The organism is Streptomyces sp. NPDC107528 (assembly GCF_055639295.1).
This window is the reverse complement of record NZ_JBVKAV010000004.1, coordinates 210555-233699: the sequence shown is the minus strand read 5'-3', so window position 1 is coordinate 233699 and position 23145 is coordinate 210555. Positions and strand designations below refer to the sequence as shown.

22 protein-coding genes and 1 pseudogene are annotated in these 23145 nt (G+C 69.0%); 13 read left to right on the top strand and 10 right to left on the bottom strand.

From position 1 onward, the window contains the following. Nucleotides 1-14 precede the first annotated feature (14 nt). The 3 genes from ACZ7L5_RS14695 to ACZ7L5_RS14685 are packed head-to-tail and all read left to right on the top strand — an operon-like array spanning nucleotide 15 to nucleotide 2784. A complete protein-coding gene (locus ACZ7L5_RS14695) occupies nucleotides 15-698 on the top strand; it encodes a response regulator (RefSeq protein WP_471516931.1) in 684 nt (227 codons plus the stop codon). Continuing rightward, the gene (locus ACZ7L5_RS14690) at nucleotides 695-2179 is read left to right on the top strand and encodes an ATP-binding protein (protein ID WP_471516930.1); all 1485 of its coding nucleotides are present in this window, start codon (nucleotides 695-697) and stop codon (nucleotides 2177-2179) included. The genes ACZ7L5_RS14695 and ACZ7L5_RS14690 overlap by 4 nt, the downstream gene beginning before the upstream one ends. Continuing rightward, nucleotides 2176-2784 carry a hypothetical protein gene (locus ACZ7L5_RS14685; protein ID WP_471516929.1) on the top strand — a complete coding sequence of 203 codons (609 nt, stop codon included), beginning with the start codon at nucleotides 2176-2178 and terminating at the stop codon, nucleotides 2782-2784. The genes ACZ7L5_RS14690 and ACZ7L5_RS14685 overlap by 4 nt, the downstream gene beginning before the upstream one ends. Before the next feature lie 57 nt (nucleotides 2785-2841). Here ACZ7L5_RS14685 and ACZ7L5_RS14680 read toward each other — a convergent pair whose 3' ends face one another. From ACZ7L5_RS14680 to ACZ7L5_RS14670, 3 genes are all read right to left on the bottom strand, one after another. Further along, entirely contained in the window at nucleotides 2842-4461 is a 1620-nt protein-coding gene (locus ACZ7L5_RS14680) for an alpha/beta hydrolase (protein WP_471516928.1), read from the bottom strand. Nucleotides 4462-4645: 184 nt separating this feature from the next. Beyond that, complete coding sequence (locus ACZ7L5_RS14675) at nucleotides 4646-6343, bottom strand: methyltransferase (protein ID WP_471516927.1); 1698 nt, start codon at nucleotides 6341-6343, stop codon at nucleotides 4646-4648. Between the two features lie 95 nt (nucleotides 6344-6438). After that, nucleotides 6439-7638 carry a 4-hydroxybenzoate 3-monooxygenase gene (locus tag ACZ7L5_RS14670; protein ID WP_471516926.1) on the bottom strand — a complete coding sequence of 400 codons (1200 nt, stop codon included), beginning with the start codon at nucleotides 7636-7638 and terminating at the stop codon, nucleotides 6439-6441. 201 nt (nucleotides 7639-7839) lie between these two features. On the opposite strand from ACZ7L5_RS14670, the gene ACZ7L5_RS14665 reads away from it, so the two are divergent. Then, on the top strand, nucleotides 7840-8466 hold the full coding sequence (locus ACZ7L5_RS14665; protein ID WP_328880353.1) for a GntR family transcriptional regulator: 627 nt from the start codon (nucleotides 7840-7842) through the stop codon (nucleotides 8464-8466). On the opposite strand, the gene ACZ7L5_RS14660 is transcribed toward ACZ7L5_RS14665, so the two are convergent. Genes ACZ7L5_RS14660 through ACZ7L5_RS14650 form a run of 3 tightly spaced genes read right to left on the bottom strand, consistent with a single transcriptional unit; the run spans nucleotide 8463 to nucleotide 11018 of the window. Next, complete coding sequence (locus ACZ7L5_RS14660; protein WP_471516925.1) at nucleotides 8463-8807, bottom strand: cupin domain-containing protein; 345 nt, start codon at nucleotides 8805-8807, stop codon at nucleotides 8463-8465. The two genes, ACZ7L5_RS14665 and ACZ7L5_RS14660, sit on opposite strands and share 4 nt — an antisense overlap. Then, nucleotides 8804-9601 carry a carbon-nitrogen hydrolase family protein gene (locus tag ACZ7L5_RS14655; protein ID WP_471516924.1) on the bottom strand — a complete coding sequence of 266 codons (798 nt, stop codon included), beginning with the start codon at nucleotides 9599-9601 and terminating at the stop codon, nucleotides 8804-8806. The genes ACZ7L5_RS14660 and ACZ7L5_RS14655 overlap by 4 nt, the downstream gene beginning before the upstream one ends. A gap of 40 nt (nucleotides 9602-9641) precedes the next feature. Next, nucleotides 9642-11018 (bottom strand): MFS transporter, encoded by a 1377-nt coding sequence (locus ACZ7L5_RS14650; RefSeq protein ID WP_471516923.1) that lies wholly within the window; start codon nucleotides 11016-11018, stop codon nucleotides 9642-9644. Nucleotides 11019-11181: 163 nt separating this feature from the next. On the opposite strand from ACZ7L5_RS14650, the gene ACZ7L5_RS14645 reads away from it, so the two are divergent. Both ACZ7L5_RS14645 and ACZ7L5_RS14640 read left to right on the top strand, forming a co-directional pair. Then, on the top strand, nucleotides 11182-11868 hold the full coding sequence (locus ACZ7L5_RS14645) for a DUF2848 domain-containing protein (RefSeq protein WP_471516922.1): 687 nt from the start codon (nucleotides 11182-11184) through the stop codon (nucleotides 11866-11868). A 213-nt stretch (nucleotides 11869-12081) separates the two neighbouring features. Next, on the top strand, nucleotides 12082-12609 hold the full coding sequence (locus tag ACZ7L5_RS14640; RefSeq protein WP_471516921.1) for a hypothetical protein: 528 nt from the start codon (nucleotides 12082-12084) through the stop codon (nucleotides 12607-12609). A gap of 35 nt (nucleotides 12610-12644) precedes the next feature. On the opposite strand, the gene ACZ7L5_RS14635 is transcribed toward ACZ7L5_RS14640, so the two are convergent. Together ACZ7L5_RS14635 and ACZ7L5_RS14630 are read right to left on the bottom strand one after the other, a co-directional pair. Further along, a complete protein-coding gene (locus ACZ7L5_RS14635) occupies nucleotides 12645-14822 on the bottom strand; it encodes a protein kinase domain-containing protein (RefSeq protein ID WP_471516920.1) in 2178 nt (725 codons plus the stop codon). 196 nt (nucleotides 14823-15018) lie between these two features. Next, nucleotides 15019-15504: a DUF5990 family protein gene (locus tag ACZ7L5_RS14630; protein WP_471517338.1), complete on the bottom strand. Its 486-nt coding sequence runs from the start codon at nucleotides 15502-15504 to the stop codon at nucleotides 15019-15021. 169 nt (nucleotides 15505-15673) lie between these two features. On the opposite strand from ACZ7L5_RS14630, the gene ACZ7L5_RS14625 reads away from it, so the two are divergent. The 5 genes and pseudogenes from ACZ7L5_RS14625 to ACZ7L5_RS14605 all read left to right on the top strand — a co-directional run bounded on the left by ACZ7L5_RS14625 (nucleotide 15674) and on the right by ACZ7L5_RS14605 (nucleotide 19168). Next, entirely contained in the window at nucleotides 15674-16351 is a 678-nt protein-coding gene (locus ACZ7L5_RS14625) for an HNH endonuclease family protein (RefSeq protein WP_471516919.1), read from the top strand. 428 nt (nucleotides 16352-16779) lie between these two features. After that, nucleotides 16780-17286 carry a lamin tail domain-containing protein gene (locus tag ACZ7L5_RS14620; protein ID WP_471516918.1) on the top strand — a complete coding sequence of 169 codons (507 nt, stop codon included), beginning with the start codon at nucleotides 16780-16782 and terminating at the stop codon, nucleotides 17284-17286. A gap of 177 nt (nucleotides 17287-17463) precedes the next feature. Then, nucleotides 17464-17682: pseudogene (locus ACZ7L5_RS14615) on the top strand (amidase domain-containing protein); the annotation flags it as partial. A gap of 43 nt (nucleotides 17683-17725) precedes the next feature. Next, nucleotides 17726-18208 (top strand): hypothetical protein, encoded by a 483-nt coding sequence (locus tag ACZ7L5_RS14610; protein WP_471516917.1) that lies wholly within the window; start codon nucleotides 17726-17728, stop codon nucleotides 18206-18208. Nucleotides 18209-18691: 483 nt separating this feature from the next. Then, a complete protein-coding gene (locus ACZ7L5_RS14605; RefSeq protein ID WP_471516916.1) occupies nucleotides 18692-19168 on the top strand; it encodes a hypothetical protein in 477 nt (158 codons plus the stop codon). Between the two features lie 161 nt (nucleotides 19169-19329). On the opposite strand, the gene ACZ7L5_RS14600 is transcribed toward ACZ7L5_RS14605, so the two are convergent. Both ACZ7L5_RS14600 and ACZ7L5_RS14595 read right to left on the bottom strand, forming a co-directional pair. Continuing rightward, the gene (locus ACZ7L5_RS14600; protein ID WP_471516915.1) at nucleotides 19330-19803 is read right to left on the bottom strand and encodes a Pycsar system effector family protein; all 474 of its coding nucleotides are present in this window, start codon (nucleotides 19801-19803) and stop codon (nucleotides 19330-19332) included. Between the two features lie 312 nt (nucleotides 19804-20115). Then, nucleotides 20116-20949 carry a DUF4365 domain-containing protein gene (locus ACZ7L5_RS14595; protein WP_471516914.1) on the bottom strand — a complete coding sequence of 278 codons (834 nt, stop codon included), beginning with the start codon at nucleotides 20947-20949 and terminating at the stop codon, nucleotides 20116-20118. 362 nt (nucleotides 20950-21311) lie between these two features. On the opposite strand from ACZ7L5_RS14595, the gene ACZ7L5_RS14590 reads away from it, so the two are divergent. Both ACZ7L5_RS14590 and ACZ7L5_RS14585 read left to right on the top strand, forming a co-directional pair. Then, a complete protein-coding gene (locus ACZ7L5_RS14590) occupies nucleotides 21312-22223 on the top strand; it encodes a hypothetical protein (RefSeq protein WP_471516913.1) in 912 nt (303 codons plus the stop codon). 147 nt (nucleotides 22224-22370) lie between these two features. After that, on the top strand, nucleotides 22371-23141 hold the full coding sequence (locus ACZ7L5_RS14585; RefSeq protein WP_471516912.1) for a TIGR04255 family protein: 771 nt from the start codon (nucleotides 22371-22373) through the stop codon (nucleotides 23139-23141). Nucleotides 23142-23145 lie beyond the last annotated feature (4 nt).

The window sequence follows — 23145 nt, the reverse complement described above, 5'->3', positions numbered from 1 at the left end:
AGGGAGAACTGCCGATGCCCCGCGTGCTCCTCATCGAGGACGACCCTTCCGTACGCGAGGGGGTCGAACTCGGTCTGCGCCGCCGCGGCCACGAGGTACGGGCGGCCGCGACCGGCGAGGCCGGCCTGGCCGCGATGGCCGGGTTCCGCCCCGATCTGCTGCTGCTGGACCTGATGCTGCCCGGCATGAACGGCGTCCAGGTCTGCCGTCAGGTCCGCGAGCGCAGCCAGCTGCCGATCATCATGCTCACCGCACGTGGCGACGACTTCGACGTGGTCATCGGCCTGGAAGCCGGCGCCGACGACTACATCGTCAAGCCGGCCCGCACCGAGGTGATCGAGGCCCGGATCCGTGCCGTACTGCGCCGCTTGGACGACGGTGGCGCGGGCCGCCCGGCCGTCGAGTTCTACGGCGAGCTCGCCATCGACCGGGTCGGACTGACGGTCACCAAAGCCGGCCGGCCGCTCGCGCTCGCCCCCTCGGAGCTCAAGCTCCTGCTGCACCTCGCCGCCGCGCCCGAGCAGGTGTTCAGCAGGCAGCAACTGCTGGAGCACGTCTGGGATCACAGCTACCACGCCGACGCCCGGCTGGTCGACGCGTGCGTCGCACGGCTGCGCGGCAAGATCGAGGACGAGGTCGGCAGCCCCCGCTACGTCCAGACACTGCGGGGCTTCGGCTACCGCTTCGGGCCACTGTGACCGCCGGTCGTCGTCCCGGCCGGTTCAGGGCGTTCGGGCTGCGTACGCGGCTGACGCTCGCCTTCCTGCTGGTCGCCGCCGTCAGCGCCGGCACCACCGCCGCGCTGACCTTCCGCGAGGCCCGCACCGCGCTGCTGGAGACGGCCCAGGACACGGCGGTCACGTCGTTCCGTGACCACGTCCAGCAGACGGCCTTCGGGCTGCCCATGCAGGGCGGGGAGGACCTGCAGTCGGTCCTGCGTGACATCGCGCGCAAGGGCAAGCCGCACCCCTGGGTGGTGTTCGCCGAGTACGGATCGGTGCGCGCCTCCTCGGGCGAGAACCCCGTCTCCACCGTCATCACACCCGAACTGCGCCGGGCGGCACGGGCCAACCCCCACGGCAGCTTCGAGCGGGTCGTCAAGGACGGCGTTCCCTACCTGACCATCGCCATGCCCATGGTCTTCAAGACCAGCCCCTACAGCGTGCTGCCCAGCGGACTCGTCCTGTACGCCGTCATGCGGATGTCCGACGAGCAGGTCAACGTCGACGCCCTCCTCATGGCCGGCCGGGACGGTGCCCTGCCCGGCCTCGCCGTCGCGCTGATACCCGGCCTGATCGCCGCCCGCAGCGTGCTGCGCCCGGTGCGGGAACTGAGCCAGGCGGCCCGGAGCATGGGCAGCGGCAGACTCGACACCCGCATCGCCGTGCGCGGCAGCGACGAACTGGCGGACCTGGCACGCACCTTCAACGAATCGGCCGGCCAACTGGAGAGGACGGTGCGGGAACTGCGCGAGGCCGAGGCCCGCGCCCGCCGCTTCGCCTCCGACGTCTCGCACGAACTCCGTACCCCCCTCGCCGGAATGCTCGCCGTCACCGAGGTCCTCGACGAGGACGCGGATCACCTGGACGCCGACACCGCCCGCGCGGTCCGTCTCGTCAGCGCGGAGACCGGGAAGCTCGCCGTGCTCGTCGAGGACCTGATGGAGATCTCCCGCTTCGACGCCCGCGCGGCCGAACTGAACTCCGACGAGATCGACGTCGCGGAGACCATCCGCAAGACCCTCCACAACCGGCACTGGACCGAGACCGACGGCCGGGTCCGCACCGAACTCCCCGACGGCATCCGCGCCCGGCTCGACCCGCGCCGCTTCGACATCGTGATCGCCAACCTGGTGGGCAACGCCCTGCGGCACGGCAGCGCGCCGGTCTCGGTGCGCCTGCGCACCGAGACCCGCTCCCCGGCCACGCCCGACCTGCTGATCACGGAGGTCGCGGACAACGGCCCCGGCATCCAGCCCGCCGTGCTCCCCCACATCTTCGACCGCTTCTACAAGGCCGACGCGGCCCGCACCCGCTCGGCGGGCAGCGGCCTGGGCCTGGCGATCACCCTGGAGAACGTGAAGCTGCACGGCGGAACGATCCACGCGGGGAACCTGCCCGGGGGCGGCGCCGTCTTCACCGTCGAGATACCGCTCCACGCGGAGGAGGCCGGCGGATGAGGCGTGCGCGGACGCGCCGTCGTACGGCGGCCGTCGCCCTCGCCGTCGCGGCGACGGCACCGCTGCTGGGTGGCTGCGGCATCCAGGAGACCGACGTGATCGAGGCGGGCGGTCCGGCCAGCTTCCAGGCCTTCCTCAACCGCGACTTCGACATGCTGCTCTTCTTCCGTGCCCCCGACGGAGGGCTGAGCCCGGTCATCCGGACGACCGAGCCCTCGAACGCATACGAGGAGCCGGACTCCGAGGACCGGAACCCCGGCGACGCGGCCGGCCCGGTGCCGACGGAGAAGGTCGTCCAGGCGTTGCTCGGCGGCCCGGGGAAGGACGACCGGGCCGCCGGCCTGAGCACCTCGCTCCCAGCGGCCCGCCCCGGCGGAACCGTCGAGGTCGGGCGCTCCGCGGGTGACGAGGTCAGGATCGGCCTCCCCATCCCCCTGCGGGGACTGGACAGCACGGCGCTACGTCAGCTGACCTGCACCGTCGCCTACAGCCAGGACGCCGACGGCAAGGTCACCGTGCAGCTGACGGGGCAGGACGGGGCAACGAGGTCCGGCACGTGCGGACTCGCCCTCGGTGGCATGAGCACGGGTGGGGCCCGCCGCTGACGGAGGGCCCCACCCGGTCGTCACCTTGTCCAGGGTTCAGGGTGCAGGGTTCAGGGTTCAGAACCGGCCGGCCATGCCCGGGATGCCCCGAGGCGTCGGCAGCGGGAGCGGGTTGTCGCCGGCACGCTCGCGTGCCTCCGGAGCGGCCTTGCAGGTCACGTCCTTCACCGGCAGCTTTCCGGTGGTCAGGTAGGCCGTGGCCGGCTTGTCGGCGCAGGACTTGGAGCCGTAGATGCCGTGTCCCACACCTCCGGCGACCGTGACCATCTTCGCGCCCTTCATGACCCGTCGCAGGCCCTGCCCGCTGGCCAACGGGGTCTGGGAATCCCACTCGTTCTGGAGGATCAGCGCGCCGACCTTGTTGTCGATCGTGGTGGCGGGCTCGGAGCCGCTCTTCTTCCAGAAGGCGCACGGCTTGATGTTGGAGACGAAGTCGCCGTACAGCGGGTACCTGGCCTTGTCGCGGATCGCGTCGGCGCGGTACTGCTCGGGATCGCGCGGCCAGTTGCGGGTGTCGGCGCAGACGACGGACCAGAAGCCGGCGTCGCCGTTGTCCTCGGGCACGGCGCGGGCGAACGACGGCGGCTGCGGCTTGAGCGTCCTGCCCTCCCGGGCACCGGAGGCGGGCCTGCCCTCGGCGGCCTTCTTCAGCTCGACGACCGACTCGGCGGCGTCGCGCACACTGAAGAACGTGGCACGGGTGCCGGTGCGGATGTCGGCACCGGTCAGCTTGGCGCCGTCGAGCTCGATCGGCTTCCTGTCGGCCTGGGCGACCAGGCCGTAGAAGGTCTTGCGGACCGCCTCGGGCGTCTTGCCCAGCTTGTACGTGGAGTGCCGCTCGGCGGTCCACTCGGTCCACCGGGTGAAGGCGGGCTCGGTGCCCTCCGCCCAGATCTGGATCATGCCGCGCCAGACCCTGGCCGGGTCGACGGCGCTGTCCAGCACGAAGCGGTCGGAGCGCTTCGGGAACATCTGCGTGTAGACGGCGCCGAGGTAGGTCCCGTACGAGTACCCCAGGTAGGAGATCTTCTTCTCGCCGAGCACGGCACGGATCACGTCCATGTCCCGGGCGGTGTTACGGGTGGTGATGTGCCGCAGCTTGTCGCCCTGCTTCGCGTCGCACTTCTCGGCGACGGTCCGGGCCCACTTCACGTCCTTGGCGAACGTCGCGGCCCTGTAAGGCCGTTCCGAGTTCGCCTGCTCGGGCGTCAGGCCGCAGCTGACGGGGGAGCTCTGGCCGATGCCCCGCGGGTCGAAGCCCACGAGGTCGTACTTCGCCTTCACGCTCTTCGGCAGCTCACTCGCCATGAACTGCGGCATGTGGACGCCCGGACCGCCAGGCCCGCCCGGGTTGAGCAGGAGCACACCCCGGCGCTCCTGCTCGGTGCTCGTCTTCAACCTCGATATCGCGAGGTCGAGCTTCTTGCCGCTGGGACGGTTGTAGTCGAGCGGCACCTTGATGGTGGCGCACTGGAAGGTCGCCGGCGTCTCTCTGTCGCAGCGGTGCCAGGCCGGCCTCTGCTGAAGGTACTGACTCAACGGGTTCGCCGCGGCGGACGCAGCGGCCGACGCAGTGGACGACGCAGACGCAGCGGACGCCGTGGCCGGCGCGAGCGCGGGAACCAGGGCGGCGACGGAACTGGCCGCCAGGAAGCAAGCTATTCGGCTGTTTCGCACGTGGGGGAGGTCCTTGGCCTTGGTGTGTGTGGATCGGACCCACCCTTTCGGCTGAGGGAGTTGGGGCGAATCCATCACTGAGCCAAGGTTTCTCCGACCGTGGAAGGACGGTCGGGGCGCCGGATGGTCCCGGAGTCGGACAACCAAGATTGGCTTCCCGGCATCCTGGGCCGAACCCCATCCGTCACGCCGGGGCCGTCCGGGCCTTTCTGACGTGCAGCACATTGCCGTCCAGGGGCAGTCGTGACTGGCCCACCAGAGCGAGGCCGGCATCGGCGAACAGCCGCTCGTAGTGGGCCGCGTGTCGTTCGCGGCCGCCGACGTTGCACATCATGTGGAGGTCCCAGGCGGTGGCAAGCGAGACCGAGCCGTCGCAGGGCAGTACGCGTTCGACGACGAGCAGATCGGCGTGGTCGGGCATCACGCGGGCACAGTGGCGCAGGATCTCGCGGCAGCGCTCGTCGTCCCAGTCGTGCAGGATGCGGGACAGGACGTAGACGTCACCGCCCGCGGGCATGTCCGCGAAGTCGCCGGCCACAAAAGCGCATCGCGTGCCGAAGCCGGTCTCCTCAAGTCGGCGGCGGGCGGCTTCGACAGCGTGCGGACGTTCCAGCAGGACCCCGTTCAGACGCGGGTGCGCGGCGAGGATGCGGCCGAGCAGTTCCCCGTTGCCGCCCGCGACATCGACCACCGTGGCCCCGTCGGCTGCCTCGGCCGCCGCGGTGAGCGCCGGATGTGCGGGGACCGGGTCGAACATGGCGGATCCGGCAGCCATGGACTGGTCGAAGAGTTTGGCGAGTTGAGGGTCGCGGGCGAAGTGGTCGAAGTGGTTCTCGCCGAAGAGGTGCTCGAAGGCGACCTGCCCCGTGCGCACGGTGTGCCCGAGTCCGGCGAAGGACTCGTAGAACGGGCCGCCGTACATCAGCGCCAGCGCCCGCATCGACCCCGGGGCGCCGGCGCGCAGCAGGGCGCCCGACTCGGTGAGCCGGAACCCGTCGCGGCCTTCCGTCACCGCGCCCAGCATCGCCAGATAGCGCAGCAGCGTGGCCAGATTCCGCGGCCTCGCGCCGACCGCCCGCGCCAGTTCCTCGACGCCGACCCCTCGCTCGGAGTCCATGGCGTCGGGCACCCGGAGCTGCGCGAACGCACTCAGTGCCTGTGTCGTCCACGCCCCGGTCAGCAGCCGCAGGAGCGTTTCGGCGGGCTGCCGCGCGCGATGGTCGGCGAGGTGGGCGTCGAGGGTGTCGCGGTGGTCGCCGGGCACGTACAGCTCCACGCGCCGGTAACCGGCCTTGGCTTCGGCGGCCGCACCGAAGTAGAAGACCGTGCCGTTCTCGTGCGGGTTGTAGCCGCCGCCGTCCGGGGTGGCCCCGTACCGCGCGAGGGTCGCGCACAGGCCACGCAGCACCAGCGGGTCGGGCGCCACGACCTCGAAGGCGACATGTGCCTCGTGCTGCCGTTCCCGCTCTGCCGCGGCCATCGCGTCCAGGCCCGATCCCGGCGGCACGGTCAGCGCGAACACCTCGACCATCCGGTGCGCCCCGTCCGCGCCGGTCACTGCGGGGCGCAGAATGCCGACGTCCAGCTCAGCCGCCGGTCGCCGATGCCGCACGGCCAGCCGCTCGCGTACGACAACACTCGGCTGCGGTGGCAGGGCCGCGACGAGCCCGCAGTCGGTGAGCATGGCGCGCAACTCCGCCACGTCCGACGGGAAGACGAGCAGCGCGGCATGCGAGAAGCGGCAGTGCTCCGCGAGCGTCCGCAGCTCCGGGCCGTCGAGCCCGGGAAACAGAAGCGGGAGCAGGGTGGCGGTGTCCTGCTCCTTGACGAAGTCGACGGTCGCGAGCAGGCGGGACGTGTCGCCCGACAACGTCGTGATCATTGCGGGGATCCTCATTCAGGTCTGGGATGGCATGGGACAGAAGACAGGCACGAGAAAGAGAAGGAAGGCAGGAAGAGAGGGCGGGAAAACGGACCTCACACGCCGACGTAGTGCTCGGCGAACCAGTCCTGGTGGCTGCGCGAAGTGCGCAGTGAGGTGAGGCGGGAGCGCCGCAGGGAGTTGTGGAACAGGGCCGTGCCGTCCGAGCCGGACGGGCCGTGCAGCAGCCGGATCATCCAGTGCGAGAACTCCTGCGCACGCCAGATGTACGCCAGGCACCGCGCGGAGTAGGCGTCGAGCCCCTCGGAGTCGCCGTGGACGATGTCGTCGATCAGGGCGCCGGCGAGGATCTCCGCCTCCAGGACCGCGAGGTTGGCGCCCTTCGCCGCGGACGGACTGATGAGGCCGGCGGCGTCGCCCACCAGGAACAGCGAACCGTGACGCAGCGGTTCGAGTACGTCGGACTCCAGGTCGACGACGGCTCGCTGTACGACGCGGCCGCGGTGCAGCGGGCCGTACTCCGTCGCCCGCATCCGCAGATCCAGCTCGTCCCAGATCCGTTCCTCGGGCCAGGCATCGGCCGGGGTGCCGCGCTCCCACTGCACGTAGTAGCGGGTGACCTCGCTCGTGCGGGCCATGTGCCCGGCGAAACCCCGCTCGTGCACCGCGTACCCGACGGCGTCCAGACTGGGCGGCGCCTCGGCGAGCAGTCCGAGCCAGGTCACCCCGTGGTCGCAGTGGTGCCGGCGCACCGAGTCGGCCGGCAGCGATCGCCGTGCCGCGCCGTGCCGCCCGTCGCACCCGGCCACGTACCGCGCCCGCCATCGGCCGGGCCGCCCGTCCGCCTCGCGCACGGTCACCGAGGGCTGGTTGGTGTCCGCATCGAGCACGTTCACCGCCTCGGTGGCGAATTCGACCCGCCCGCCGCAGGCCAGAAACCGTGTCAACAGGTCGGTGACCAGGTGCTGTTGGGGATAGACGGTGTGCCGCTCACCGCGTCCGAGCCCGCTGTAGTCCAGGCGGAACCTGCCGTCCGCGGTGCGGAACTCGCAGGTGCTGTGCGCCTGTCCACGCAGGTGCAGCCCCTCGGCCAGCCCGTGCCGCTCCAGGACGCGCACGGTGTTGGCCGCCAGGAACCCGGCGCGCGCCCGCGTCTGGATGTGCGCGCGTTCGGCACGCTCCAGGATGACGCAGTCGATCCCGCCGGCCTGGAGGAGATTGCCGAGCACGAGCCCGGCCGGTCCGGCGCCGAGGATGACCACGTCGGTTGCTCGCCGGGTCTGGCTTTCTGTCACGAGACGCGATAGTAGGTCCCATGAAGTTACTTACCTGACAAAAATCACCTGAATGGGGAGGGCCGCGGCAGCGAGGTGGGGCGCGAGGCCGGAGGGGTGCGCCGACCCGGTGGACGAGCGCGGTCACCGAAACAGAGGCCCACCCCGAACGGTGCGTGGTAGCGTCCGTATACAAGGTGTATACGAGAGCTGGGGGCTGCCGTGACGTCCGGTCGGGAGAAGGCGTACACGTATCTCAAGGAGACGGTGCTGACGGATCCCGGGATGCAGGGCGCCTTCCTGTCGGAGCAGGAGCTCGCGGACCGGATCGGCGTCTCCCGCACGCCCATCCGGGAAGCGCTGCTGCAGCTCGCGGCCGAGGACCTGGTCGAGCTGGTGCCGAAGCGCGGCGCCCGGGTGTCCCCGCTGACGGGGCGGGAGATCCGCGAGCTCATGGAGCTGCGGGGCATCGTCGAGCGGTACGCCGCCCAGCAGCTCGTCTCCGGTGGCGGGGCGCCGGTGGCGGAGCTGCGGTCCCTGCTGGAACGGCAGCGCGGGCTCACCGGCGCCGACCAGGCGCGGGAGTTCATCGCCGTGGACCATCGTTTCCACGCGGTCATGGTGTCCGCCGTCGGCAACGCCCTCCTCGACCGGCACTACGAGGGCCTGCGCAGCCGCCAGGTCCGTACCGGAGTGGTCGCCCTCTTCAACCAGCAGGGGCGCCAGGAAGCCGTGCTGGAGGAACACGAAGCCATCCTGGACGCCCTGGAAGCCGGTGACGCGCAGGCCGCGTGGGCCGCCATCGACCACCATCTGGAGTCGACGCTCAAGGTGCTGCTCGCGGGTTAGGACGTGGGGTAGGTGATCACCAGCATGGTGACGCCGTCCCGGGAGGTCCAGGGGCCGTGGGGCATCCCCGGCGGGCGGCAGGCGTACATGCCGGCCGTGAAGGTCCGGCCGAGCGTCAGGTCGTGCAGCGCTCCCTCGACCAGGTAGACCTCCTCCCAGAAGTCGTGCCGGGTCACGCCGTCCGACGACGTGTCGGTGCCCGGCGCCCAGCGGACGAGCGCCGTACGGGATCCGCGCTCGGGATCGTCGGCCAGGACGCGCTCCTCGACGCCCGGGCCGCCGCCGGCCGGGGTTCGCCACGGTCCTTCGGGAAGGTGGAACTCCAGCTCGGGCTTGCTCATCGCCACATCTCCGGGCGCCTGTTGGCCAGCACGGAGGTCCGCTGCCGGACCGCGGCGACCTCGTCGACATCCAGGTCGGCCGTCAGCAGCTCGGGCTCGGCGCCCAGAGCGTGCCGTACGGTCCCGTCGGGTCCGACGACGAGGCTGTGCCCGATCCCCGTCGGGGCGGAACCCGGGCGGGCGCCCGCGCCGGGGTCGGCCTGGCCGACGGCGGCGAGCCACACGGTGGCGTCCAGCGCGCGGGCCCGCACCAGCAGCTCCCACTGCTCGCGCTTGCCCGGCCCGGCGCCCCAGGACGCGGCCAGCAGCGTGGCGACGGCTCCGGCGTCGGCGTGCGCCCGGAACAGCTCCGGGAACCGGACGTCGTAGCAGGTGGCCAGGCCCAGCCGTACGCCGTCCACGTCGATGACCGTCGTGGCCGAGCCCGCGGCGACGGTGTCGGACTCACGGAAGCCGAAGGCGTCGTAGAGATGGATCTTGTCGTACGACGCCTCGACCCCGGGCCCGGTGGCGAGCAGGGTGTTGGCCACCCGGCCCCCCGTGGCCGGGGTGAACATGCCGGCCACGACGACCGTGCCGGTGGCGCGGGCGATCCGCCGCACGCCGTCGGCCCACGGTCCGTCCAGGGGCTCGGCGAGCGGCGCCGGCGGGGTGCCGAAGCAGGCCATCGACGCCTCCGGGAAGACGACGACGCGGGCCCCGGCGTCCGCCGCGCGCCGTGTCCACTCCTCGATGAGCAGGAGGTTCTTCTCGGGGTCGGGGCCGGTGGTGAGCTGGCTCAGGGCGATCCGCATGGTGCGGTCCTCCTTCGTCCGGGGTCAGTGAGGTCCGGGGTCAGTGGGAGTGGGTGGCCTTCACCGGGTGCGGCGTCTTCGGCGCGGCGAGGGCGGCGTCCTCGTCGAGGGCGGCTTCGGGGTCGCGCCCCAGCCAGACGCCGACGAGGGAGACGGCCGAGGCCAGCGCGATGTACACGGCCAGCGGCGCCCAGGTGCCGTAGGCGCTCAGCAGGGTGGTGAACAGCAGCGGGGCGACGGCGCCGCCGATGATCCCGGCCAGGGTGTAGGCCAGGGACGAGCCGGTGGAGCGCAGCCGGGGCTCGAACTGCTCGGTGATGAACGCGGCCTGCGGGCCGTACAGACAACAGTGGATCACCAGGCCCACGACGACCCCCGTCGCGAGGGGCAGCCAGGTGCCGCCGCCGATCATCGGGAAGAACACGAAGGGCCACACACCGGCGGCCACCGCGGCACCGCCGTACAGCAGGCGGCGGTTGACCCGGTCGGAGAGGGCGCCGGCCAGCGGCATGAGGAAGACCTGGATCGAGGAGCCGATGAGCACGGCCGCGAGGGCGGAACCGCGTGACATGCCGAGTTCCTGGGTGGCGTACGTCAGGACGAAGACGGTGAACATGGCGTACAGCACGTCGGGGCCGACGCGGCACAGGATCGCGGCGAGCAGGGCGCGGGGCTGGGTGGTGAACACCTCGCGGATCGGTGCCTCCGGGCGGGAGTGCTCGGCCTCCATCGCCTTGAAGACCGGGGTCTCCTCCAGCTTCGCCCGGATCCACAGCCCGAACCCGACGAGGACGCCGGAGAACAGGAACGCCACACGCCAGCCCCACGACTCGAACTGCGCCTCGGTCAGCAGCGCGCCGAGGGCGGCGAGGACGCCGTTGGCCAGCAGGTTTCCGGCGGGCGGGCCGACCTGGGCGGCGGAGGCGTAGAAGCCGCGGCGACGCGGGTCCCCGAACTCGCTGGAGAGCAGTACGGCACCGCCCCACTCGCCGCCGACGCCGACGCCCTGCGCGAAGCGCAGCACGACCAGGGCGATCGGGGCGGCCACGCCGGCCGTCGAGTACGCGGGCAGGACGCCGATCAGGAACGTCGCCGCGCCGATGAGGACCAGCGTGGCGATCAGCACCTTCTTGCGGCCGATCACATCGCCGAGGCGGCCGAAGACGAACCCGCCCAGCGGGCGTGACACATAGCCGACCGCGTAGGTGGAGAACGCCAGGAGCGTGCCGGTGAGCGGGTCCTCCGAGGGGAAGAACAGGTCGCCGAAGACCAGGGCGGCCGCGGCGGAGTAGACGGCGAAGTCGTACCACTCCAGCGCCGTGCCGGTCAGGCTCGCGACGAAGGCCCGGCGGACGCCGGAGTGACGGTCGGACGCCTTTGTGTCGTCCTTCGTGTCGTCCTGTGGGGTGTCGGGCATGGTTCCCATCCTTGTTCGGGGACGTCGGGGGACATCGACGCTCGGGGACGCCGGGGGGCATCGACCTTCCGGCATACTTCTTGTATACAGGTCGTATGCGCAAGCCCTGCGCGACGAGAACTTCGTCCCCGGATCCCCGACCCCGACCCCTGGGAGTGCCCTCATGGCCGTACTGACCTTCGACCTGCCCGACGGATCGACGCGCGAGGTCGACGTCGTCCAGGTCCTCAACGCCGGGTACGCCGGACGCAGCCAGGAGGACGTCGCCGCGCACGTCGCGGAGCTCGCCGAGCTGGGCGTGCCCGGCCCGTCCGTGACGCCTGCCCTCTATCCCGTCTCCCCCTACCTCGCCCAGCAGACCGACCGGGTCCACGCGCAGCACGGGCACACCTCCGGCGAGGCGGAGTGGGCGCTCGTCGTGGCGGACGGCGGGGAGCTGCTGCTGACGGCGGCCTGTGACCACACCGACCGCGACCTGGAGGTGCACGGCGTGGCCTGGAGCAAGAACGCCGGCCCCGACGTACTCGCCCGCCGCGCGTGGCGCCTGGCCGACGTCGAGTCCCGCCTCGACGGCCTCACCCTGCGCGCCTGGGTCACCCACGGCGACACCTCGACGCAGATCCAGCACGGCACCCTCGCCGAGCTCCTCGCCCCCGCCTACTGGATCGACGTCCTGCGCGCACGCGACGCGCTCACGCCCGGCACCGTCCTGATATCCGGCACGATCCCCATGACCCCCGGCGTCGACCAGTTCGCCGACGCCTGGAGCGTCGAACTGGCCGACCCCACCACCGGAGACACGATCCGCCTCGACTACGACGTCCGGCCCATGCCGGCACCCATCGGCTGACGCGAGGGCCTGGCGGCGGGCCGACGGGCCGGCGGGGGCGGGACGGGGCGCCGGCCGGTCGGCTCACCCGCGGTGGTCCCGGCATCGGCCGGCCCGGCATCGGTCGGCCCGGCACGGTGGCCGAAATGCCGCCCTTGCGAAGGCTCGTGTGCATACCAGCACGAGGCCGGCGGGCAGAGTCGTCCAATACACCAGCCGTTGGGGGGAAGCTGGATGTCACTGGACTGGGCAACAACCATCACCACCGTGGGCGGGGTTGCCGCCGCCTTGATCGGTGTGGTGGCCGGCTCACTGCTCACCAACCGCAGCGAGCGCACGCATTGGGCACGTGACATGCAGATCGCCGCCTGCTCCGCGATCGTCGCCGAGTCCACCCGGATCCAACTCGCTCTGCGGCGTGCCTGGAAGCACGGTGACCCCGTGGACTGGGTGCCTTGGAACGTGGCCTTGGGAACGATCTGGCTGGTCGGCAGCCCCGCGGTCGTCGATGCCGCAGCACGGGTCGACGAAGTGTTCTGGGACTGCAGCGATCAGTTCATCCGGCAGGTCGCACCTGATGAGCAGGCCTGGGGAGAGGCGCGCGACCGCATGGAAGCCGCGCGGCTCCACTTCATCAACACTGCCCGCCTGCACATCGATCCCCAGCGCTCACGGCTCACCCAGGTGCCCGTCAGCCGACCGCCCCAGCCGCGCCTCGCAGGCCAGGGACCAGAAGGGGCCAGGGCGCCCGACGCCGCATGACCACGATCCTCGGTTTCCTTCGGCCCGGCGGCACGTCAGTTGGGCCCGTCCGGACTTCGGGAGAAGGCCGTGTCGCCGGCCGTTGCCACGATCGCGTCCTTGACGAGCAGCACGCGCGGCGGGGTGCCCTGCGCCTTGTCCCCGGGGTCGTTCAGTGCGGAGGTGCGCCATACCTCCGCTCCGGTGCGGCTGTCGAGGGCCAGCAGGCGGCCGAAGCGGTTCGAGAAATAGACCCGCTTGTACGTCGCCGACACCACGGGCGCGGACAGGCTCTCCATGTCCGTCGCCTTCTGCCAGAGCTGCTTGCCGCTGTTCGCCGACACCGCGGTGACCCACCCGTTGGCCCGGACGAAGTAGACGACGCCGTCCACCAGGGTGGCCGCGCCGGTCAGCGGACGTGCCAGCGGTATCCGTTTGACCCGCCCGGTTTCCGGGACCACGCGCAGCAGGGCGTTGTACGGCCGTTCGTACCCGGATTCGTACACGTCCTTCGCGGTCTGGGGGGCGAGGAACAGGGGCTGCCCGCCGACAGCACCGAGCGCTTCCGCCTTGCGGGGCAGTACGGCGGCTTCGGTCAGGCTGCCGGGTTCGACCCTCATCAGGTCGACCGGCGCCTGGCCGGGCTCGGTGCCGGCCGAGCACAGGGCGTAAGGGACGCCTCCCAGCGCCGCCGGAGCGCAGTACTCGTCCAGCGAAGCGGCCCGCCACAGTTCCTTGCCGGAACGGCCGTATGCGACGAACGATGAGGAATCGGGAGACAGGGTCAGCAGTCCGCCGTCGTACAGGACCGGGTCCGCGGCCTTGTCGATGTCGCGCTGCCACCGTCGCTGTCCGGTGCCGGCGTCGAGGGCCACCACGCGCCTGGTCGTATCGTCCGGATCCTCGTACACATAGACCAGCCCGTCCCGAACGCCGATCGGCCGCACCCCCTGAGGACGGGTGCCGCTCCGCCACAGGGTGCGGCCGGAGGCCGGGTCGATCCTGGCGACCGTGAAGCCCGTACCGCCGCAGAACAGGGTGCTCCCGTTCGCCACGCACCCGAGGGTCTGGTAGTCGAGGGGGACACCCTTCACGTCGTCCCGCAGTGCGGTACGCCACGGCCGCCAGCCGTCGGGCAGTGACGCGGCAGGGACGGTGGTCGTGTCGGTGGCGTCGGAGGCGGTGGACGTGTCCTGGCCCGACAGGAAGACACCTGCTCCGATACTCAGCCCCATGACGGCCAGTGCCGCGACGAGGCCGGTGATCAGCATCCGGGCCCGGCGCCCCTTGCCGGCGCCGGTTCCCACAGAGGTGGTGGCCGCGCCCCACGGAGCAGGCCGGGGCCGGGGCCGGGAGCGGGGGCGGGGACCGGCGGACTCCCTGGCCTCCCTGGATTCCCTGGCCTTCATGGGCGCGGTGGCGTCGGATTCCGGCAGCGCCTGGAGCATCCGATGCAGATCCGTCAGTTCGGGCCGCGCGGCCGGGTCCTTGTCGAGACAGCGCTCGACGATGTGCAGGAGTGCCTCGGGCACCCCTTCGAGGTCCGGGGCCTCGTGCATCACCTGATAGCCGGTCATGTAAGGGCTGTCGGCGTCGAACGGCCCGGTGCCGACGGCCGCGAACACCATCAGCGACCCCAGCGAGAACACGTCCGAGGCCGAGGTGACGTCCCGGGGCGAGGCGAGCTGTTCCGGCGACATGAAGGGCGGCGTGCCGATCACCCGCCCGGTCACCGTGAGGCTCTGGTTGTCGGCGGCGCGCGATATACCGAAGTCGATGACGCGCGGCCCGTCCTCGGTCATCAGCACGTTGGCCGGTTTGAGGTCCCGGTGCACCAGGCCCGCCCGGTGGATGTCGCGCAGCGCCTCGGTGAGCCCCAGCCCCAGCGCCCGCAGTTCCCGCTGGCTCAGCGGGCCGTCCTTCTTCACGACTTCGGCAAGGTTGAGCCCGGGCACGTAGAGCGTCGCCATCCACGGCCGGTCGGCGTCCGGGTCGGCGTCCACCACAGGAGCGGTGAAGGCGCCGCTCACTCTGCGCGCCGCCGCGATCTCCTGCCGGAAGCGGGTTCGGAACTCCTCCTCCTCGGCATACGACCCGTGCACGAGCTTGACCGCGACCTGCCGCCCCGACGCGGAGACGCCCAGGTAGACGACCCCCATGCCGCCTGCCCCGAGCCGACCGAGCAGGGTGTACCCGCCTATGGACTCCGGGTCCCCGGTGCTCAGGGGCGTCATCGCCGATCATCCTTCCCCGTGGCTGCCCTACCTCACGGGGATCAGCGTAGGGCCTGCCGTCGCGGAGGCTGAGTGGCGGCTGTCACGGATCGGCGGTGCGGGTGCCTCTGAGGTGCGCGATGGGGTGTTCGGCCTGGTCCATCCTGCTTGGTCCTGACCAGGCCTCAACTCTTAGTCTGGATAGGCCTCAACTCGCCTAGTCGGGGCTCTCGGGGCTCTCGGCGGTCCAGGTGATCTGTGGGGGCTCGACCCGTGCGCAGAGAGGCCCGCCCTGCGCGTCGGTCAGGCCGAGGCGTCCGACCAGCAGCCCGTCGCGTGCGGCGGCGAGCACGTCGGCGGGAATGACGTCGAGCATCAGCTTGGCGCGGCGGAACATCGTGAAGGTGCCCGACTCGTCGACCGTGCCCCACGAGAGGTAGATGAAGCGCCGGCCCAGACGGTTCTGTACATAGGGGCCTTTGACCTCGGTGCCGGTCGGCGAGTCGCTCGTGGTGCACTCCAGGGTCCAGGTCGCGGACGGTGCGTCACCGGGCTGCGGCGCTAGGAGTTCGGCCGGCCGGTCGCGGCGTTGCACGGCGACGTGGAGGTTGCCGTACTCAGGGACATTGCCGTCGACAGGGGCCGGGCAGGTAAGGCCGGGCAGGTCGACGGCGTCGATGCGGATGCGCATGCCCGCCATCATCCGGCCGATGTCCGAGCGGTGGCGAGTCGAGGCGGCGGACTCTCCGTCGAAGGCATTCCCCCAACGGGTGCTCGACAGCACATCTGTACGGTGAACTGAGGCCTCCACTTGGCTCATTCGTTCGAGTCGAACCCCTCGAACGAGGTACTCGCGGTCAATTCTGCGATGCGTGATCAAGAACCTCAGGCGAGCCGCGCTCGCGACCGCACTTCTTCTCGCGCCCCTCGTGACACCCACCCCGGCCCATGCCCAGCATCGCCCCGCCGAGACGTACACGCTCCCCATGGCGGCCTCGGTCCACCTCCTCCCGCTCGCCGCAGAGGTGCGGGACGGCTACCAGCGCACGAGCTTCAAGCACTGGAACGCCGGCCAGAACCCCACCGACGGCTGCAACACGCGAGCCGAAGTGCTGCTCGCGGAGGCGGTCGAGCAGCCTCAGGTCCTCCCCGGCTGCAAACTCTCGGGCGGGCGCTGGTGGTCGTACTACGACGCCAGGTGGCTCACCTCGGCGTCCGCTCTGGACGTCGACCACATGGTGCCGCTCGCTGAAGCCTGGGACTCCGGAGCGTCGCAGTGGACTGCCGAGCGGCGTGAGGCATACGCCAACGACCTCGCCGTCCACCCCTCCCTCGTCGGCGTCTCAGCCGCCTCGAACCGCAGCAAGGCCGACAAGGACCCGGCCGAATGGCTGCCGCCGGCCGTCGAGATCACGTGCCGGTACACCGCGGAGTGGATCGCGACCAAGCTGCGCTGGGGACTGACCGCCGACGCCGCCGAACTCGAAGCACTCACTCAGCACGCGGAGGCGTGCCCCGGCACGACCGTGACCTACGAGCCCGCGCCGTAGAACTGGGGCCTCGCCCCCCACTCCCCGCCTACCCCGCCTCGACTGCTCAGAGGCGGGGTTCTTCACGCCAGGGCCCGACCAGTCGTCGCCCTTCGTCGACCCCTGCTGTTACACAGCTTCGCGTGATGACCCGGCCGTTTGCGACCTGGCGCACGCGGCGGGGAGAGGCCAAACCCCAACGCCCGTAAGGCGACCCGCCCCTGTCTGTGTGTCAACAATGAGCCGCGCCGACATAACTGGAGGTTACATCCGAGAGTAATGGAAATATGGACAACAAGTAACAGAGGTGACGCCTTCTCCTAAACTTCTCCACGGCGTGGACAAAGTGTGGTCGCGGCCAGCCGGCCGCCAACACACCGCACCGCATCGACTCTCCGAGCAGCCCGTAGCGGCCGCTCGGGGAGGGTGCCCGCACCACGGGAGACCTCTTGTCCGCTTCCGCTTCAGTCACCGCCCGTCGTCTCGCCGCCACCGCGCTCGCCGCCGGCGCCCTGGTCTCGGTGGTCACGCTGCCGGCATCCGCCTCCGACCACGACCGTCACGAGCGGCCGAAGGTGAAGATCTCGGACGTCCAGTACGACTCCCCGGGCCGTGACGACCGCTCCACCCGCTCCCTGAACCGGGAGTGGGTCGAAATCACCAACACCACCCGTCGCACCGTCAACCTCGACGGCTGGACCCTCGAGGACGAGGACGGCCGCACCTACACCTTCGATCACTACCGCCTGGAAGGCCGCGCCACGGTCCGCGTCCACACCGGCATCGGCCGCGACACCGACAGCGACCTGTACCAGGACCGCCGCCACTACGTCTGGGACAACCGCTCCGACACCGCCACCCTCCGCAACGACCGCGGCCGCTTCATCGACAGTCAGTCCTGGGGCTACGACCGCCACCACGGCCACCACGGCCACCACGGCCACCACCACCGCTGACCCCCACCCCACACGCGTGAACTGAACGCATCCCCCACCCACCAGCAAGCCAGCGCGCCCGGCCTCCTACGGCCGGGCGCGCTGCGTGCATGGCCGTCCTCAGCGGTGGGCTGCTGCGAGGCTTGAGTTCATGCCCACGACGGCCCGGAGTACTGGTTCGCGAAAAAGCACTCGAAGCGAACCAAGATCCTCAACAACGTGTGGAAACTGGCCAAGGCAGATGTGCTCCAGGCCGACTGGGGTCGCGACAACAACATCGACCACACGATGATCGTTACGAAGAAGCATCGGGGCACGCCATACCTGACGTACCACACCAGCGACACCCACAACAAAAGCCTGAAGAAGCTCCTGTCCGACCATCCGCGTGCCTGGTGGTACGCGCATCGCACCTGACAGGCTGCTGATCCCCCTCACAGGAACCATCTAGGAGTGCGCTGTGGAGCGTCGACATCTTCTGGCCGCGCCGGCCGCTCTGGCCGTTCTGGCCTTCGCGGTCGGCTGCTCGTCCGATGATGACGAGGGCAAGTCCTCTAGTCCCTCGCCCCCGTCGGCCTCGGCAACGTCCGACGGGGCCCGCGAGGCTGTCGTGGCATACGTGAAGGCCCTCAACTCCCGTAACACCGCCGGTCTGATCGAGGTCGGGGGCGTGAAGGACGAGAAGTGGTCCAGGCACGAGGCGGGGCAGATCCTCCGGGAAAGGGGCGGACGGGGGTGGAAGATCAAGGACGTGCAAATCGAGCACGACATGGGCCCGGACGCCGGCTCGGCCCGCCTCATGGCCGAGGACAAGGCAGGCGAACCCCTGCAGGACACCTTCACCGTGACGCGGGAGAAGGGCACCTGGCACCTTGTGGTCTTCACGCAGCAACCTGCCGAGTACGGTAAGGAATCCGCCGCGACTGACAAGCCGAGTCCCTGACCGGTCTGTTGGGACGGCCTGCACCCGTCACTCGGATCAAGGACACGATGGTCCGCGCCGGCCAGTCTCGGAGAAGGCGGCGCTGACCTGCCAGTATTCCGACGTTGCGCGGCCGGGGGAGGGTCGCCGCCGGGCTGGGCGCGACATTCGGCAAGGCTCGGGATGCTGTCCGTGCGCAGAAGGGGCCCGACAAGCCATCCGGCGCGAATCTGGCAAGCGAAGCTGATCGCGACAGCAAAAAGGCCCGGGGTCTCTGACCTGGGCCTTAGTCGTGGAGCGGGTGACGAGAATCGAACTCGCGCTCTCAGCTTGGGAAGCTGCGAGCATTTGGGGGTGGTTCGGGCGCTGTGCTGGGCGAACGGCTGATGGCCAGTCTCGTTGGGCACGGTTGCTTTCACCGTGGTTCCCCGCTGTTCCCCGCTCGATCTGGTGCGCTTGTGGTGCGGAGCCGGCGGGCGTCGTGGCAGTGGCTACGGTCGGTCCATGCAGTGGATCACCCTGATCAGCACCATAGTTGGCGCGGCGATCGCCACAGGATCCGCCATGCTTCTCGACCGTCAACGGTGGAAGCGGGAACGCTCGGATCGCGAGACGCAAGCGCGTCGCACCCTGTATGGCGATTACCTCGCCAGCCTCTCCGAGGCCCGTCACGCCTGTGGCAATTTGGCACGGGACCCGGACATGGAACCCCCGACGCGGCGCACCACGGCTCGCGAAGCGTTTGGGCCGTGCATCGGACTGAGGTACCAGATGACCATCAGTGCACCCGGCCACGTTGTAGAGGCTTCGGAGGATGCTTTCCGCCGTCTGCGCGACCTCCGCGATCGGGTGATGGAGGGAGTCTTGGTCACTGATCCCGTGTACCTGGAGGGGCGCCGAACCTATGACGATGCGCTTGCTGTGCTTCGAGCGCGCATGCGAGAAGACCTGCGCGTCAGCGCAGACGGCACCGCGCCCTGAGCTTAGGAAGCTCGGGTCTTTGACGGGTGATCCGTGGGCTGACCAGCGCAGAAGCTGTTAGCGGGGTCGGACCAGTCGGCGGCGTGCTCCCCGCCATTCCCCGTGGTTCCCCGCACGACCTGGCACGAGTCTGGCACGGTACTTCGTCCTCGGTCGTGGATCTACAGGACCAAGCTCAGCACAGCTGCAGCACATAGCAGGCAGACGCCAGCCAGGATGAGGTTGATTCCGAGACGGAGTCTGCGGAACTTGATCACGACTGCTCGGGAGAGGAATGCAACCCGCTCGGCGCGCAGATCCGCGCGCATGTGGTCGCGTAGCGCCTCTGGTTCCAGCGTCGCCCAGTGCGACCAGCCTTCCGCGGTCACAGTGTCGATGTGGACTGGTCGGACGGTGATGAGCAGAACCACGATGGCGATCACGAGGCACATCGAGCCGGCCGCGCCGACGGACAGTACGGTCGCTCCCTGATGCTTGGACCCCTGTGCTGCAACGAAGCCTAAGGCCACGCTAGTCATCGCCAACACGATGCTTGCCTTGGCGTCAGCCCGTGCGAGTTCGCTGGTCAGTGTCCTGAGCGCGTCATTTAGGTTGTCGGACGAATGGTCCGCGCCGCTGTTCAATCCCTGTGTCATGAAGCCTCCGTCCCCCGACACAGAGACGTTGCCGCCCGACTACCGGTTCGTGAGCGCCGAGCTAGGTCGACGCGACTACCCACAGACTCCTTCGTCCCGAAGCAACTTGGGATAGTCGCCGTCCTTGGGCTGCCGTTTCGATCACCTGCAAAGATGGTCCGCGGACGTCTGTGGCTGTTCGCGGTTGTGCGTCGCGGTTGTCACGCAGTACACCCAGCGTGCCTAGCCCGCGTCGCCCTGCGGTGGCTGTGCGAGCAGTGACACCGCTGCCGGCAGCCCGTCAGCCGAGCGCCTGCGCGGTTCGCAGCTCCCTCATCTGGGCACCTCAACACCACGCCGGAATCGCTCCGTCGTAGAGAAGCAGGAGGCGAGCCACAAGGCCTCCGGCATGTTCAGGATCACGCCGCTGATGACCGAGATTGGCGAACTCCGCCTCAACCCTTCGGGGAAGTCTCCGCCGAAATCGAGTCCCTGAGCCCATGCGCCGGGCAGGAGCAACCCGCTAGGCACGATCGGGATCGGATCCCAGTCGAGGTCACTGTGCAGAAGCGTGGCATAAGGCTCCCCAGGGCGCTGCCAGAAGATCAACTGCTCATCGAACTCATTGACCCAGTGCAGGACGTGGTCTGAGCGATCGAAGACGACGCCTGCCATCTCACCGAGGTGGCTCAGGACAGCATTCCGCCCCCGATACCCACCCACGTACGCACGGGCTTCATTCACGAAGCGCGCCACGGTGTTGGCGTCCAGCACCGATGTCCCAGACAGTCTGATGGTGCGGGGCCGGCGGCCCTTCTGGCATCCGACACGGAGTTGCTTCGTAGCGTTCGCCCAGTACAACTTCTCTGTTCCCGGATCGAAGACGACGCAGAATACGGGTACGTTGCCGTTTGCCCAAGTCTCGGAGTGCTGACGCACTGGTACTGCGTAGCCGTACGACCGTCTCCATGAGACGCCACCCTTCACCTGAACCTTAATGACGTCGTTGGTCACCCGTCCGGCGTCGGCAAAGGTGACATATAGGTCCTCGCCGTAGTCGTTCTGCCCAGAGATCTCCTCAACCACGTGATCGTGACTCTGCAGGAGAGTACGCAGAGCGTTCACTGCCGCCTGCTCCACCCGCCGTCCACTCGGAATCATCGTCATGTCCCGTCCCCTCCACGTGGTTGTCCGCCTACCGTGCCATTGGGGTCTGACACGGGGACGTTGAGAGAGTTGCTTGTAGAAGCCCGCGCCCGTGCCGTGGGCTTGGGAAGCTGCGATCATTTGCGGTTGATTGGGCCGCTGAGCTGGGCGAACGGTTGAATTGCAGTCTCGGCGGCGGCGACCATCCCCCGCGCAGGTCGAGGACAGGCTGACGCACGGCGTCCGTGCCGCCGACGCCAATGCGATTCGGGAGAGACGTACGTGCGAGCGGGTCCAGTATCGTAACGTTCTGTGCCACTTGAGTGACCAAGTGGCGATGCGTCAACTCCGTCCCGGAGTTGCCTGATAGGCCGGGGGGCTAGATGGCTAGCTTCGTCGATGACGGGTTGCCAGCAGCGCGCGAGGGCTGGCCGCAGGGCGTGCTGAGCTCGCTGGAGGAGTTCACCCAGGGCGACGTGGTTGCCTGTCCCCAACTTGTCTTCCATGGCAGTCCGAGCTGCCCACTTACGCAGACCAGCCAGGACTACGCCCTTGAGTATGAGGACGATATGCCCATGCAGGTTCACGCTGATGACGCACCGCGTTGGGCTCTGATCACGTCTGGAACGTGCGACCTAGCGGAGGCCGATGCCGAGCTTCCTCTCAAGCCCTTCGTCCAGGTTTCGCCCATCGTGGACATGGCGGACCTGGATGGAGGGAAGCGGAAACTTATACGCCAAGGCAAGATCAACTATCTCCTGCACGTTCCGCTTCTGTCGACCTATGCTCCAGGCTTCTGGGTGACCGATCTGCGATACGAGTATCCGGTCGAGAAGGGCTGGCTGGCGTCGCAAGAGCGACTGAAGGGCTTCGAAAGCGAGCGCGATCAGGAGGTAGTGGGACGGGCGGTCGCCTGGCTGCGTGAGCGACCGGCCATGGGAGGCGATTTCGTCAAGCTCGTGGCCCGGCCGGTACGTACCTTGCTGGGCGAGCTTCGTGCATCCAATCGCGCTGCCGCGGATCGCCTGGACCAGGAGATCTCAGAATGGGCCGTTGCGGTCGATAGTCGACTGGAACCTAGGCGAGTGGAGATCGTTCTACTCTCGGACGGGATCGACCCAGGTGAAGAGACGCAAGCGTGGTGGCGCAGCACAGTCGACCGCCTGAGAGATGAGGCTGGTGACGCGCTCGCGATCTTGGGACCACGGTTCGAACGCCTCGATCAGATCTCCGTGAGTGACTATCGACGGCTCACCGCTCTAGCCAAACCGCATCAGAAGTTTAGCAACGAGTGACGTCTGTTTTGCGTTAAGTAACTATGAACCGCAGTGCCATCGGTTGACAGGTGGCACCCTGAACGGGACAGTCGAGGTGTGCAGGTTTGTGAAAGTTGACTTGGGGGGCCGGGTGGAGGAGCAATGCGAGGTGCAGGGGTGACCCCCGTGACTGGCTGGCTCACGCGCGAACCGGAGGATCGTCGGCTCAGCCGACCGCCTGTCGTTCTTGTCGTCTGCCAGATCCGGCATGAGACGGAGTACGCGGCCAGTGACGCCTCTCGGGCCCTGAAGATTCAGTCCGCCCTCGACTGGCCTACTGAGCTTTCGGAAAACCTGGTACAAGGCTTCAATCTTGCTGTCGGGCAATTTACAGGCCTGGCGGCCTCGCAAGCTCCTCCCGTCAGAAGCTGGCAGCTTAAGACTCCCGACGGCGCCTGGACCATTTCGCTACAGCCGGATCATTTCTCGATTGAAACCACCCAGTACGGTGGCTGGACTGAGTTTCGTAATCGGCTGAGTCAGTTGGCCGCCGCCGTGGGTGAACACATTGCGCCAGCAGTGGAACACAGAATCGGCTTGAGGTATGTGAATCAAATCACACACCCGGAGGTGCGGCGCCCTGTCGATTGGCGCTCCTTTATCAGCGCAGAACTTTTTCAGGAAAAGCTCTACGAAAGCCTGGATGATGGCTTCCGTGCGGCAATGCAAGTCATTGAAGCGACCCCGTCGGCCGGCCATAGCATGATTATTCGGCATGGTTTGCAATTGGGGCAAGGTGACGTGCTCACTTACGTCCTGGATAACGACTCCGCGCGTCAGGGATCACGTACCTTTGAGGCGCAGTCTATCTTGGAAACGGTAGATGCATTGCATCTGCATGACCTTCGAGCCTTTGAGATGGGAACTACTGCTGCTCTGCGCGATTACTACGCTTAAGGGG

Coding starts and splice junctions, on each gene's coding strand:
- ACZ7L5_RS14695 (WP_471516931.1), top strand. CDS start 15: ATGCCCCGCGTGCTCCTCATCGAGGACGACCCTTCCGTACGCGAGGGG.
- ACZ7L5_RS14630 (WP_471517338.1), bottom strand. CDS start 15,504: ATGATGGCGGGCATGCGCATCCGCATCGACGCCGTCGACCTGCCCGGC.
- ACZ7L5_RS14600 (WP_471516915.1), bottom strand. CDS start 19,803: ATGACACAGGGATTGAACAGCGGCGCGGACCATTCGTCCGACAACCTA.
- ACZ7L5_RS14635 (WP_471516920.1), bottom strand. CDS start 14,822: ATGACGCCCCTGAGCACCGGGGACCCGGAGTCCATAGGCGGGTACACC.
- ACZ7L5_RS14660 (WP_471516925.1), bottom strand. CDS start 8,807: ATGAGCAAGCCCGAGCTGGAGTTCCACCTTCCCGAAGGACCGTGGCGA.
- ACZ7L5_RS14640 (WP_471516921.1), top strand. CDS start 12,082: ATGTCACTGGACTGGGCAACAACCATCACCACCGTGGGCGGGGTTGCC.
- ACZ7L5_RS14675 (WP_471516927.1), bottom strand. CDS start 6,343: ATGATCACGACGTTGTCGGGCGACACGTCCCGCCTGCTCGCGACCGTC.
- ACZ7L5_RS14645 (WP_471516922.1), top strand. CDS start 11,182: ATGGCCGTACTGACCTTCGACCTGCCCGACGGATCGACGCGCGAGGTC.
- ACZ7L5_RS14685 (WP_471516929.1), top strand. CDS start 2,176: ATGAGGCGTGCGCGGACGCGCCGTCGTACGGCGGCCGTCGCCCTCGCC.
- ACZ7L5_RS14595 (WP_471516914.1), bottom strand. CDS start 20,949: ATGACGATGATTCCGAGTGGACGGCGGGTGGAGCAGGCGGCAGTGAAC.
- ACZ7L5_RS14655 (WP_471516924.1), bottom strand. CDS start 9,601: ATGCGGATCGCCCTGAGCCAGCTCACCACCGGCCCCGACCCCGAGAAG.
- ACZ7L5_RS14605 (WP_471516916.1), top strand. CDS start 18,692: ATGCAGTGGATCACCCTGATCAGCACCATAGTTGGCGCGGCGATCGCC.
- ACZ7L5_RS14650 (WP_471516923.1), bottom strand. CDS start 11,018: ATGCCCGACACCCCACAGGACGACACGAAGGACGACACAAAGGCGTCC.
- ACZ7L5_RS14590 (WP_471516913.1), top strand. CDS start 21,312: ATGGCTAGCTTCGTCGATGACGGGTTGCCAGCAGCGCGCGAGGGCTGG.